Source organism: Lentzea tibetensis (genome assembly GCF_007845675.1).
GTDB lineage: Bacteria > Actinomycetota > Actinomycetes > Mycobacteriales > Pseudonocardiaceae > Lentzea > Lentzea tibetensis.
The window spans coordinates 247,202-260,514 of sequence record NZ_VOBR01000007.1 but is presented as its reverse complement, the minus strand read 5'-3'; the positions used below and the strand labels follow the sequence as shown (position 1 = coordinate 260,514).

The window sequence follows — 13,313 nt, the reverse complement described above, 5'->3', positions numbered from 1 at the left end:
AACGGGCAGATACCAAGGGAGCCCGACGGACCGGCAGGCACCAAGAGGGCACCCACCCAACCGGCAGGTACCAAGGGAGCACCGCCCAAACCGGCAGGTACCAAGAGAAAAGAGCGCCCGCCGCACTCCCAACCCCCGCACTGCCAACCGGGCGCGGCCCCCGAGCACAAACCGGCAGCCGAATAATCCCAAGCATCCGAAGGGCGAGGGGTGGGGAGGGGCTCGCGGATCAGGCGCAGCCTTGCCATATTTTCAGGGCGGGGTCAAGACGTCTTTTTGTCTTGACCCCGCCCTGAAAACATGGCGACCGTGAGGTGATCCGCGAGCCCCTCCCCACCCCACACCGCAAACCCAAACAAAAGAAGCCGCCCCCAGGAAACAATCCCAGGGGCGGCCCAAAACAACCTACCTACCCAGCCTTGGCGTTGGACCGCCCACGCAACACCGTGTTACCGGCAGAAGCGTTCTTGATGGCAGTCTCAATCTGAGCCATGGTCGAAGAGGAGGTAATCCCCGGCACAGTGGCGGTGTTCAACGCGTACAACGTGAAGGTGTACGGGTTGGTGGACCCACCAGGACAGGGCCCGAAGAACTTCTGCGAGTTGGCCCCGGATCCCATGGCCTTCTGCTTGGCCCCACCCTGACCGGGAACGTTGAACCCGGCACCGAGATTCTCGGGCAAAGAGGACGAAGCAGCAGGAATGTCCCAGATCGCCCAGTGCAGCTTGTTGCCGTTGTTCACCCGGTCGGCGAACACGATGGCGTAAGCCTGAGCACCCTCACGCGGACCCCAGGCGAGGGGCGGCGAGGGGTCCTGCCCAGGCGAGCCGTCGCCTGCGCACGTGTACTTGGCCGGGATCAGCGCGTCGTCCGCGAAGGCGGTCGACGTGAGCTTGAAGCCGGTCGGCGGCTCGGGGTCTCCGCCCTGGTACACGATGTCGACGTGCAGCACCCGGTCGTTGTTCGCGGTGCCGTCCTTGTCCGCGGACGTGGTCAGCCAGATGTCGCCTTCCTTGTCCACCTCGACCGTGCGCAGACGGCCGTAGGTGCCCTGGAAGTACGTCGTCTGCTCGACCAGGTTGCTGTTCGCGTCGATGCGGTTGCGGTAGACCCGCGAGCCGACGGTCGTCGCGACGAACACGTAGTCGTTGATGATCGTCAGACCCGAAGGCGACGCCGAGCCGGTCGACCAGGTCTTCTTCGGCGCGATGAAGCTGCCGCCGCAGTTGCCGCTCGTCCCCTCGCAGGCGGGCCAGCCGTAGTTGCCGCCCTTCTGCAGCAGGTTGACCTCGTCCATCGTGCTCTGGCCGAACTCGGCCTGCCACAGCCGGCCCTGGGAGTCGAAGTCCAGGCCCTGCGGGTTGCGGTGGCCCATCGTCCAGACCGCGTTGCCGAAGGGGTTGTCCGACGGGATGGTGCCGTCCGCGTTGATGCGCAGGATCTTGCCGTTGAGCGAGTTCTTGTCCTGCGCGCGGCTGTCGTTCTGCGCGTCACCCACGGAGACGTACAGCTTGTTGTCCACCGGGCCCCAGCGCAGGCGGCCACCGTTGTGGAAGCGGCTCTTCGCGATGCCCTGCAACAGGATCGTGTAGCTGGACAGCGCGTTGTTCTCGTACTTCATCCGCACGACGCGGTTGCCCTCGGACGCCGTGTGGTAGATGTACAGCCAGTGGTCGGTCGAGAACGTCGGGCTGATCTCCAGGCCGAGCAGACCACCCTCACCACTGGTGCCGACGGCGTTGGGCACCTTGCCCACCAACGTCTTCTGGCCGCCCTCGGTGAGCCGGTAGATGTTGAACGTCTCGCGCTCGCTGAACAGCGCGGAGCCGTCCGGCAGGAACACGACACCCCAGGCGATGTCCACACCGCTCGCGATGGTGGAGACGGTGCCGGGGTTCGGCACACCCTTCGGGCCACCGGCCACCGGGGTTTCCTTGATCTCGTTGGAGAACCCGGACAGGTTGTTCTTCGCGTCCTTGGCACGGACCTTGAACGCGTACTCCTTGCCCGTGGTCAGGCCCGCGACGGTCGCCGTGGTGGCGGTGCCGTCCGCGTTCTGCTTGAACGCGCCGTCGACGAAGATCTCGTAGCCGGTCACCTTCACGTTGTCCGAGGAGGCGGTCCAGGCCAGGTCGACGCTCGTGGCCGTCTTGCCCGTGGAGCGCAGGCCGCTCGGGTCCGTCGGCGGCACGGTGTCCGGCGGAGCCGGGTCGGTGCGCACGATGACGTTGTTGCTCGCCGGCGACACGTTCGGCGTCGCGTCCTTCGCGAACACCGTCCAGTCGTACTCGGTGTCGGACTCGAGGCCCTCGACCGTGGCGGCGAGCGTGTCGCCGTCGACGGTCTTCATGAGCTGGCCGTGCTGGTAGATGTCGTAGGCGACGACCTTGACGTTGTCGGTCGCCGCGTCCCACGCGAGTGAGGTCGTGGTCGCCGACTTGCCGGTGGACCGCAGGTTCTTCGGCGGGGTCGGCGCCTCGTTGTCGATCGGGCCGGTGAAGGTCGCGGTCAGCTTGTCCGCGTTCGGGCCGCCGTTGGCGGTCGTCGCGGTGCCGCGGATCTTGTTGGCACCCGCCTTCAGCACGACGTTCTGCACCGTCGCGGTCTGCCACGTCGTCCACGCGCCGGTGCCGGGGAACGACAGGTTCACCGCGGTGCCGCCGTCGACGCTGATCGCCAGCGGACGGTCGACCGCGGTGCCGTTGGCGTAGCGGAACACGAGCGAGTGCGTGCCCGCCTGCGCGGCGGTGATCGTGTACTCGACGTAGCTACCGGACACGTTGTTGTAGTTCACGAAGCCGGTGCCGGAGAAGCCCGCGTGGTTGGACTCGACGACACCCTGGTTGATCGTCGCCGTCTCGGACTCCTGCTCGAGCGCGGCGGCCGTGGACTGCTCGACGTCGAGGTAGTCGAGGTTGGGGCCGCCGAGCGCACCGGAGCCCGTCACCTTGATCTTGTTCTGACCCGCGTTGAGGCTGACCTGGTTCGTGACCGTCTGCCACGTGGTCCACGCACCCGTGCCGGGGAACGCCCGCTCGTCGACCGCGAGCGAGCCGTTGACGCTGACGTCGACCGCCCGGTTGTCCGCGGTTCCGTTGGCGTAGCGGAAGGTCAGCGTCGCAGTGCCCGCCTGCGCCGCGTTGACCGTGAACTCCACCGAGCTGCCAGCCACGTTGTCGTAGTTGACGAAACCGGTGCCGGAGAAACCGGCGTGGTTGGACTCGACCACGCCCTGGGAGATGGAGGCGCTCTCCGCCTCGTACCTGACCGGTGCCGCGTTGGCGGCCGTCGGTATCGACATCACTGCGAAAGCAGTCGCCGCGGCGACGCTTAATGTGCCGGCCGTGCGGAGCGACCGACCTGCTCTCGGTGCCACTGAAGTGCCTCCCACTTACGGGTCGGGGTGGAGGATCACGGAGCGGCGGCGGAATTCAGTTATTGGGCTGGAAACTTTCCTATCTGTCGCGCAGATCACACCACCACCGCATCCCCCTGTCAATGGCACGGCAGAGTTACGGGAAAGCGCTTACCGGTCGCGACTGTCCGCGAGGACCGAGATGAGGTCGGTCGCCGTTGAGCTCAGCAGCAGATCGACCACATGGACGCCTGTGGACACGCAGAGCGACCAACCGAGCCGCTCGGCCAGCGTCGACAACTTGGGGATGTCCTGCGTGTCCATGGCGCGACACGATATTGGTCGGCGAGCGCTCCGCTCGACCCGCCGTACGGAGATCCACTCCAAAGGATTGGTGTCAATCCGTACGTACGGATTGGATTTCCGGTCTCCCTGCTGAGACGATCGTCGGGTGCCCAGGGTGAGCCAGGACCACCTCGATGCCCGCCGCCGTCAGATCCTCGACGGTGCGCGAGCCTGTTTCGCGCGCCACGGCTACGAAGGCGCGACCGTGCGGCGGCTGGAAGAGGCTACCGGGCTGTCCCGCGGTGCCATCTTCCACCACTTCCGCGACAAGGAGTCGCTGTTCCTCGCGCTGGCCGAGGACGACGCGCTGCGGATGGCGGACGTGGTGGCCGAGCAGGGTCTCGTGCAGGTCATGCGCGACCTGCTCTCCGCGCCCGCGGACCGCGAGGAGGAGCACGCGGCTGACTGGCTGGGCACGCGCCTGGAGGTGTCCCGCAGGCTGCGCACCGACCAGGACTTCCGCGCGCGCTGGGCGGAACGCTCCGAGCAGCTGACGAAGGCGACCCGCGAGCGCCTGCTGCGCCAGCGCGAGGCGGGCAACCTGCGCGACGACGTCGACGTGGGCGTGCTCACCAGCTTCCTCGAGCTCGTGCTCGAAGGTCTCGTGTCACACCTGGCGATGGGACTGCCGGCCGACGACCTCGAGCCGGTGCTGGACCTCGTCGAGGAAACGGTTCGCCGTCACCGCCGGGTCCATTAAGAGACTTGAGAGTTCTTCGCGTCCAGCGCAATGTGGAGGCATGTCGCCGAAGCTGAAGAACGCAGCGCTGCTCGTACTGGGCCGGATGATGTTGCGCGGGTACGCGATGATGGGCGACCCGTATGCGAAGGTCGTCACGAAATCTCCGTTTCGCGACCCTCATCCCGGTTATGAATCAATCCGCGCCCAGGGCGACATGGTGTGGAGCAGGCTCGGCGGCTGGGTGACCACGTCGCGTGAGATCAGCGACTCGGTGCTGCGCGACCAGCGGTTCGGCGTGACGCCCGCCAGCGAGATCACCCCGTTCGACTCGACGCTGTACGGGCGCGACGGCCGGGTGCTGGTCAACCCGGTCGAGGACTCGTTCCTGCTGCGCAACCCGCCGGACCACGGCAGGCTGCGCAAGCTCGTGCAGCCGTTCTTCACGCCGCGGGCGCTGCGCGAGCGCAAGCCGATGATCGACAAGATCGTCGACGAGTACGCCGACGCGCTGCCGGAGCGGTTCGACGCGGTGGACGACTTCGCCGTGCGCGTGCCGATCCAGGTGATCCTCGAGCTGCTCGGCGTGCCCGACGCGGACCAGGACGTGCTGGCGCGCTGGGGATCCGCGATCGTCGCGACGCTCGACGGCATCCGCACGATGAAGGAGATGCGCGAGCTCAACGCCGCGCTCGCCGAGTTCGAGGACTTCCTCGACGACCTGGTGGAACAACGCCGCCGCACGCCGGGGCTGGACGTGGTGAGCCACCTGGTGATGAACGACGACCTGGCGCGCGACGACCTGATCGCCACGACGGAGCTGCTGCTCGTCGCCGGGTTCGAGACGACGGTGAACCTCATCGGCAACGGGATCATGGCGGTGATGGCGAACCCGGAGACGCGGGAGCCGCTGATCGAGGACCCGGCCTACGCCGAGCTGTTCGTCGAGGAGGTGCTGCGCCTCGACCCGCCGGTGCACTACACGGTGCGCTTCGCGCGGGAACCCCTTGAGGCGCACGGGGTTTCGCTCAAGCCGGGGATGCCGGTCATCCTGCTGCTCGCCGCCGCGAACCGGGACCCGGACACCTTCGCCGATCCCCTGCGCTTCGACCCGACGCGGTCGAACGTGCGCGAGCACCTGGCGTTCTCGGCGGGCATCCACTACTGCATCGGGGCGGGACTGGCCCGGCTGGAGGCGGCCGCCGCGCTGCACGGGCTCTTCCGCAAGTTCCCCGACCTGAAGGTCGCGGGACCGGTGAAGCGGCGTTCGTCGCGGCTGCTGCGCGGCGCAATCCACCTTCCGGTTAGCGGCACACCGTCCAAATCGTCACTGGCGGTGAAGAAACCCTGACGCCAAGCGAAAACTGACGCGTAACAAGCGTGAGTTCACCCACCTGGACCTACGTTCGGGCACCAATGACACGTCTGCGTAGTGCATCCTTGAAAGTGAGTGGGAGACCCGCCGCACCGCCGCCGCGACGGGCCTCCCGCTCACCTACTGGCTACTCGACGCCGGACATCAACTTCTTGATCGGACCGGCCGACGCCGCCAGCGCGGCACCGAGCACCACGGCCGCACCGCCCAGCGTGAGGAAGTACGCCGACGGGCTGCTCGTGTAGAACTTCACGAGCTGCGCGGCGATGCCGGAACCCGAAGCGCTCGCCAGGAACCACAGGCCCATCGTCTGCGACGCGAACGCGCGCGGCGCGAGCTTGGTGGTCACCGAGAGGCCGACCGGGGAGAGCATGAGCTCACCGGCGGTCATCAGCAGGAACATCACGACCAGCCACAGCGCGGTGACCTTGCCGTCGGCGGCGCTGTTGCTCGCGAAGTACATCAGCACGAACGACAGGCCCACCATGACCAGTGCGTAGGCGAACTTGCGCGGCGTGCTGGGCGCGCGCTCACCGAGCTTCACCCACAGCAGCGCGAACACCGGCGCGAGCACGATGATCATGATCGGGTTGACCGACTGGAACCACGCGACCGGGAACTCCAGGCCGAAGACGTGGTTGTCCACGTGGGAGTCCGCGAACTCAGCGATCACCGACGCGCTCTGCTCGAAGATCAGCCAGAACATCGCGGCCGCGATGAACAGCGGGATGTAGGCGATGACGCGCGGGCGCTCCTCGGCGGTCGTCTTGTCGCTGCGGATCATCACGGTGAAGTAGGTGATCGGCAGGACGACCGAGAGCAGGCTGATCACGCCGATGACGCCGTCGACGTCCCACAGCATGAAGGCGCCGACACCGAGGCCGATGAGCACGACGGTCACCAGTGCGATGGCGCCGAAGACGCCCGCCTTCTCGTGCTGCGGCAGCGGGTTCGGCGCCACCGCGGCCGCGCCGCGCAGGTTCTTGCGACCGATCTGGTACTGCACCAGCGCCAGCGCCATGCCGACCGCCGCGGCACCGAAGCCAGCGTGGTAGCCGACGCCCTTGGCGAGCGCACCCGTGATCAGCGGCGAGACGAAGCCACCGATGTTGATGGCCATGTAGAAGATCGTGAAGCCAGCGTCACGACGCGTGTCGTGCTCCTCGTAGAGGCCGCCGACGACGGTGGAGATGTTCGGCTTGAGCAGGCCGGTGCCCAGCACGATCAGGATCAGGCCGAGGTACACACCGGCGAGTCCGATCGGGAGCGCCAGCGAGATGTGCCCGAACATGATCAGCACGCCGCCGTAGAACACCGCGCGCTGCCCACCGAACACGCGGTCGGCGAGCCAACCACCGGCCACACCGGACATGTAGACCGACGAGCCGTAGATGGCGACGACCGACAGCGCGAGCGACTTGTCGATCCCGAGGCCGCCCTCGGAGACTGCGGTCCACAGGTAGAGGCCGAGGATGGCCTTCATGCCGTAGAAGGAGAAGCGCTCCCACAGCTCGGTGAAGAAGAGCGTGGAGAGCCCACGGGGGTGGCCGAAGAACCCCTTGTCCGGGGCGGAGATGCTGGCGCTCGTGGCGCTCACGGCGATCTTCCTCTCGTGTCAACGATGTCACGGCGGATCGGGGAACCTTACGCGGTACGCCCGTACGGTTTGTAATCGAGACGCCACAGGAGTGGTCCATCCCACAGCAACGGATGCGAACTTGAGTTTGTTTTGATGAACTTTTCAGATGGACTTGATGGAGGCGCACGGACTGGCGATGACGGAGTTCGACCGCAGGGTGCGTGCGATCGGACCGGAGCAGTGGACGCTCGGCACGCCCTGCCGGGAGTGGTCGGTCCGGGATCTCGTCGGCCATCTCGTCTACGAACAGCTGTGGGCGCCGGAACTCCTCGCGGGCTGCACGCCCGCCCAGGTCGGCGACCGGTTCGACCACGACAACCTCGGTTCCGACCCGCTGCTGGCGTGGGTGCTCGCCGCCGCGGCCGCCCGCGAGGCCTGGCTCGAACCGGGCGCGCTGGACAAGCCCGTGCAGGTCAGCTCCGGTGAGATCAGCGCGGAGGAGTACGCCTGGCAGATGACGACCGACCTGACCGTGCACGCCTGGGACCTGGCCCGCTCGATCGGCGCGCCGGAACGGCTGCACCCCGGCTTGGTCGAGGCGGTGCTGGCCTACGTGCGCCCGCAGATCGACGACTGGCAGGGCACCGGGATGTTCGAGCCGCCGATGCCCGTCGCATCGGACAGCGATGCACAAACACGCCTGATCGGACTACTCGGGCGAAAGCCCTAGACCATTGCCCGCACCTTGACCTGCGTAACTTTCGTTGCGCATAGTGAGTACTCCGCCGCCCTCTGTCAGGAAACTTACCTGTCGAAAGAGGTGGCAATGCGCAAGCTCGTATCTGGGCTCTTCGCGCTGGCAGTACTCACCGGAGCAGCCCTGGTCTCCACCACGGCGCAGGCCGCACCCGAGCCCGTGGTGATCCAGGCCGGTCCGACGGCCGCGGAGCTGCTCGCCAAGCTGACCACCTGCAAGCAGATCTCCAGCGGCAAGTACAAGAGCGACGGCGAGACCGCAGCCAACATCCCGGTCTGCGACAAGACCGGCGCCGTTTGGTACAAGGCGGACATGGACATCGACTGCGACGGGCAGCCGACGACCAAGTGCAACAAGAGCACCGACCCGTGGTTCCAGCCGGACACCGCGTTCCACGACTCCAAGGGCAAGCCGCTGGTCGCGGACAAGCTCCCGTACGTCGTCGTGCCGAGCGCGAGCGGCAACTGGGACTACCGCAAGTGGGGCATCCAGGGCGGTGGCGTCGTCGCGATCATCTACAACAACAAGGTCGACTACGTCGTCGTCGGCGACACCGGCCCCGCCAACATCATCGGTGAGGCGTCCTACGCGTCCGCGGTGAACCTGGGGATCAACCCGAACCCGAAGAACGGCGGCACCGACGGCCCCGTCTGGTACCTCTACTTCAAGGGCTCCAAGACCACGCCGATCGAGGACCACAACAAGACGGTCACGCAGGGCGAGGCCCTCGCGCAGAAGTTCCTCAACGAGAACTGACGGGTGAGTACTTGCGGGCCGCCCCACACCCCCATGTGGGGCGGACCGCTGGTCCCCCGACCTCTTGCGCGGAGATCCCCCGAAACTCTCTCCCGCCCCTCATTTGTAGCCCGATCACGTTGTTCGGTGTCGGTGACCTGCAGCCTTACAACAATGTCCGGACAACGAGCGCGCTAGCCTGACCGGAATCGAGCCACTGGGGGTGGGGGCTGATGCCGCGTCGTGAGCGTCCGCTGGAGTCGTCGGACGATCCGTTGGTCCTGTTCGCGGCCGACCTGCGCGCACTGCGCGAGAAGGCGGGCGGCCCCGGCTACCGCGAGCTGGGCAGGCTGGCGCACTACTCGGCCGCGACGTTGTCCGAGGCGGCAGGCGGACGCAAACTGCCGACGCTCGCCGTGACGCTCGCGTTCGTCCGCGCCTGCGATGGCGATGCCGACGAGTGGGAGTCGCGCTGGCGCTCACTGGCCGCCGGGCTCGCGCCGTCACTGCCGCCGGCAGACGTGGACGACGCGCCCTATCTCGGGCTGGCGGCGTTCCAGCCCGAGCACGCGGACCGGTTCTTCGGCCGGGAACGGCTCGTCTCGGACCTGCTCGCACGGCTGTCCCGGCACCCGTTCCTCGCCGTGTTCGGCGCGTCTGGTGCGGGCAAGTCGTCGCTGTTGCGCGCGGGGCTCCTCCCCCGCGCCGACGGCCCGTCGATCCTGTTCACGCCGGGCGCCCACCCGTTGCGCGAGTGCGCGGTGCGGGTAGCGTCGCTGACCGGGCTCTCGGCGGTGCAGGTGCTCGCCGAGCTCGAGGCCGACCCGTCGCACCTGAACCTGCTGCTGCGCCAGGCGAACGTGGACATCGTTGTCGCCGACCAGTTCGAGGAGGTGTTCACGCTCTGCGCGGATCCCGCCGAGCGCGACGCCTTCATCGCCGCGCTGCTGGCGTGCCGCGACACCCGCGTGGTGATCGGCGTGCGCACCGACTTCTACACCCACTGCAGCAGGCACGCGGTGCTCGTCGACGCCCTGCGCGACGCCCAGGTGACCGTCGGACCGATGTCCGTCGACGAGCTGCGCCATGCCATCACCCAGCCCGCCGCGCAGGTCGGCCTCAAGGTGGAGTCAGCACTGCTCGCCCACCTCGTCGCTTCCACCAACGACCGCGTCGGTGTCCTGCCGCTCCTCTCCCACGCCCTGCTCGAGACGTGGCACCGCCGCCGCGGCACGACGTTGACCCTCACCGGTTTCGAGGCGGCGGGCGGCATCGACGGCGCGCTGGCCCGCACCGCGGACGAGATCTACTCGTCCTTTCCGGAGGCTGAGCAGGACTCCGTGCGCCGGCTGTTCCTGCGGCTCACCGCACCCGGTGAGGGCACCGAGGACACCAAGCGACGCATCGACCGCGCCGAGCTCGACGACGAGGTGCCCGCCGCACTGGTGTCCGCCCGGCTGCTGACCGTCGACGGCGACCGCGTCGAGATCACCCACGAGTCGCTGATCCGCTCGTGGCCGCGGCTGCGCGACTGGCTGGCCGAGGACCGGGCTGCTCTTCGCGCGCACCGGCAGCTCACCGACGCCACCACCGAGTGGGAGACCCACGACCGCGACCCCGGCGCGTTGTACCGGGGTGCTCGGCTCGCGGTGGCGCGGGAGCTGCACCGCGACGCGTTGAGCAGGCGCGAGGTGGCGTTCCTCGACGCGAGCCTCGCGGCCGAGGACGAACAGTTGCGCGTGGCCAGGCGGCAGACCCGGCGCACCCGCGTGCTCGCGGCGGCGCTCGGCGTCCTCCTGCTGGTCGCGTCGTCGATCGCCGTCTACGCGACACGTGCCCAGGCGGTGTCGGAGTCGCGGGCGCTGGCCGCGCAGGCGTTGCAGATGCACGACACGGATGTGCCCGGTGCGTTGCGGAACAGCCTCGCCGCGTACACCGCCAGCCCCACGACCGAGGCGCGCAGCGCGCTGATCTACAACGCCGGCCGGCCAGCGAACCACGGCGTGTTCCCGTCGAGCGGTTTCGGGGTGACCGCGCTCTCCCCCGACGGGACGAAGCTCGCGATCTCCGGGGAGGGCGACGAAATCGGCCTGTGGGACGTCGCGTCGCGCCGCCAGGTCGGCGGGGTCGAGCAGCCGAGGGAGCCGTCGGGCCGGTGGTCGACCACGACGGCGCTGGCGTACAGCTCGGACAACTCGCTGCTGGCCATCGGGAACTCCGCCGGGCTGCACGTCCACGACTTCGGCAGCGGTGTCACCCGCACGCTGAACCCGCCGCGCCAGGGGGAGATCATGGAAGCCGTGTTCGGGCCCGGTGACCGGCGCGTGTACGCGGTCGTCAGCACCGGTACCTACCCGGCTCAGACGAGCTACGTCGCCCAGTGGGACGTCGCCACGCGCGATACCGGCGGCAACGCGCGGGAGATCGGCGTAGGCGACGACGTCGCGATCGACCCGCGGGGCACCGCGTTCCTGTACTCGAGGGCCGGAGTGCTGACCGCGTTCGACCCGGACACCGGCGCCACCAGGACGGCGAGCCCGAACCAGGGAGGCGGCCACCTGGCGGTGAGCCCGGACGGCATCACCGTCGCCACCACCGACGGACGAGGCACTGTCGCTCTGGTGGACGGTCGGACTCTCACCTCGTCCGGCGAGCTGGTCATCGGTGCTCTCGTCACCGGGATGGCCTTCGCCGACGCGGGTCGCCTGCTCGTCGTGTGCACGGAGGACGAGGTCCAGCTCTGGGAGGTGGCCTCACACGCGAAGGTGCATCAGCAGAAGGTGGGGACGTACTCCGGGCCGAACACGCCGCTGACGGGCACGGACGGCACGATCATCGTGACCGGGTCGAGGAACATCACCCTGCGGAGGCTGGCCGACCTGCCGCGCCTCCACGGCAACCGGTCCTTCGCGGCCGTCGGGCTCACCCCGGAGGGGGCGGTCGCGAGCGGGCCGAACCGCGATCAGCAACCCCAGCTCCTGACGTGGCCGTCAGGTTCGGCACTGCCGCTCGTGAGACCCACGGGCGCGAAGGACCTCGCCCCGCTGAGCCTGTTCACACCGGACGGCACCGGCATGGTCATCACGCAGAACGACGCGGTCGAGATCAAGGACGTGCGCACCGGCGACACCCGCACCACCCTGGTGCCGGAGGAGAAGCACCGGGCGAGCCTCGGGAACCTCTGGCCACGCGTGGGCCCGTTCAGCGGCGACGGCAGGCTGCTCGCGACTCAGATGTCCGGCTACGGGCTCGTGTGGGACGTGGCGCGAAGCAGGACGACGAAGATCTACTCGGCGTCGTCGATGCTAGCGTTCAGCCCGGACAGCCAGCGGTTCGCGCTCTACGACCCGGAAGGCGTGATCCGGGTTCAGGACATGAGCGCCGAGTGGCCGGGCCCCGAATGGCAGTCGGGCGTCCGCGACGGGCAGTTCTTCGCGTACGGAGTGGACGATCAGCTGATGGTCGCGCGACCGGACGGGGAGCTGTTCTTCCTCAACCCCTTCGAACGCACCGAGACCGGCCGGGTGCACGCGCACAACGGTGGCATGTCCGACATGGTGCTCAGCCCGGACGGGAAGTTGCTCGCCACCGTCGGCGCGGACCGCGAGCTGAACATCTGGGACACCACCACGAGACAGCTGTGGGCGAGCCTGCCGATCACCAACGGCGCGCAGGCGAAGCTCGCGTGGAAGCGGGACGGCACCGAGCTCGCCGTCGCCGACGACGACGGCGTCACCGCGTGGCCGATCTCGCCGGACCTCGCCACCCGCAAGGCCTGCCAGCGGCTGAAGCAGGACTTCGCCAACTTCGGCTCGCCGCCTGCCGGGTGTCGCTGAGACAGCGCTGCCCCTGGCACCGGGTGTGCCAGGGGCAACGGGTGCCGGACGGATCAGCCGAGGGTGATCGACGTCCGCACCGGTGGTTGGTCGTGGGTGGACCGAGAACGACTGTGCCAGCCGCCCGTGACCTCAGCCTGAACTCGAGATGACCTTCTTCTCCAGGAAGACGACGGGCACGTTCATCTCGTCGACACCCGCCCTGGTCTGCACGAACCCGGCCTTGACGTACATGCGGACGTTGTCGTCGCTGCGCGCGCCGGTCACGAGCCACAGCAGCTCGACCTCGTCGGGCCGGGCGTCGGTGATGGCCTCCAGCAGGGCGCGTCCGATGCCCTGCCCCTGCACGTCCGGCGCGACCGACAGACGGGAGATCAGCATCCGGGAGCCGTCGACGCGGCCGCGGACGGAACCGACGAGGCGCGGGCCGATCCACGCGCCGAGAGCGAGGCCGAGGCTCGCTCTGATCTCGTCGAGGGTTTCCTCGAGCGGAGGAATCGACAGCACGCCGTTCTGCCGTGCCTCGGCGACGTACGCGGCGCGCTGGACGGTCATCAGCTCGCCCGCGTGCGACGGGTCCACCGGTCCGATGTGGATGGTCATGCACTGAACCTAACAATGCAGAATGACCGGCACGGACGTTTTGAGGAGG

9 protein-coding genes are annotated in these 13,313 nt (G+C 68.3%); 5 read left to right on the top strand and 4 right to left on the bottom strand.

Annotation, left to right across the window (positions count from 1 at the left end):
- Positions 1 to 409 precede the first annotated feature (409 nt).
- Both FKR81_RS13635 and FKR81_RS43560 read right to left on the bottom strand, forming a co-directional pair.
- Positions 410 to 3,301, bottom strand: a complete 2,892-nt coding sequence (locus tag FKR81_RS13635; RefSeq protein ID WP_146351757.1) for a PQQ-dependent sugar dehydrogenase — start codon at positions 3,299 to 3,301, stop codon at positions 410 to 412.
- Between the two features lie 225 nt (positions 3,302 to 3,526).
- On the bottom strand, positions 3,527 to 3,679 hold the full coding sequence (locus FKR81_RS43560) for a hypothetical protein (protein WP_186762957.1): 153 nt from the start codon (positions 3,677 to 3,679) through the stop codon (positions 3,527 to 3,529).
- Between the two features lie 127 nt (positions 3,680 to 3,806).
- Between FKR81_RS43560 and FKR81_RS13630 the strand changes: the two genes are divergently transcribed.
- A complete protein-coding gene (locus tag FKR81_RS13630; protein WP_146351755.1) occupies positions 3,807 to 4,400 on the top strand; it encodes a TetR/AcrR family transcriptional regulator in 594 nt (197 codons plus the stop codon).
- 40 nt (positions 4,401 to 4,440) lie between these two features.
- The gene (locus tag FKR81_RS13625; protein WP_146351753.1) at positions 4,441 to 5,730 is read left to right on the top strand and encodes a cytochrome P450; all 1,290 of its coding nucleotides are present in this window, start codon (positions 4,441 to 4,443) and stop codon (positions 5,728 to 5,730) included.
- A 151-nt stretch (positions 5,731 to 5,881) separates the two neighbouring features.
- Here the strand turns inward: FKR81_RS13625 and FKR81_RS13620 are convergent, their stop codons facing one another.
- On the bottom strand, positions 5,882 to 7,351 hold the full coding sequence (locus FKR81_RS13620; RefSeq protein ID WP_146351751.1) for a peptide MFS transporter: 1,470 nt from the start codon (positions 7,349 to 7,351) through the stop codon (positions 5,882 to 5,884).
- Positions 7,352 to 7,499: 148 nt separating this feature from the next.
- Between FKR81_RS13620 and FKR81_RS13615 the strand changes: the two genes are divergently transcribed.
- From FKR81_RS13615 to FKR81_RS13605, 3 genes are all read left to right on the top strand, one after another.
- Positions 7,500 to 8,063, top strand: coding sequence for a TIGR03086 family metal-binding protein (locus tag FKR81_RS13615; protein ID WP_146351749.1), 564 nt, complete (start codon positions 7,500 to 7,502; stop codon positions 8,061 to 8,063).
- A 96-nt stretch (positions 8,064 to 8,159) separates the two neighbouring features.
- Positions 8,160 to 8,846 (top strand): glycoside hydrolase family 75 protein, encoded by a 687-nt coding sequence (locus FKR81_RS13610; protein WP_146351747.1) that lies wholly within the window; start codon positions 8,160 to 8,162, stop codon positions 8,844 to 8,846.
- Between the two features lie 212 nt (positions 8,847 to 9,058).
- Entirely contained in the window at positions 9,059 to 12,661 is a 3,603-nt protein-coding gene (locus FKR81_RS13605) for an nSTAND1 domain-containing NTPase (protein ID WP_146351745.1), read from the top strand.
- 132 nt (positions 12,662 to 12,793) lie between these two features.
- On the opposite strand, the gene FKR81_RS13600 is transcribed toward FKR81_RS13605, so the two are convergent.
- Positions 12,794 to 13,264 carry a GNAT family N-acetyltransferase gene (locus FKR81_RS13600; RefSeq protein ID WP_146351743.1) on the bottom strand — a complete coding sequence of 157 codons (471 nt, stop codon included), beginning with the start codon at positions 13,262 to 13,264 and terminating at the stop codon, positions 12,794 to 12,796.
- Between the last annotated feature and the right edge of the window lie 49 nt (positions 13,265 to 13,313).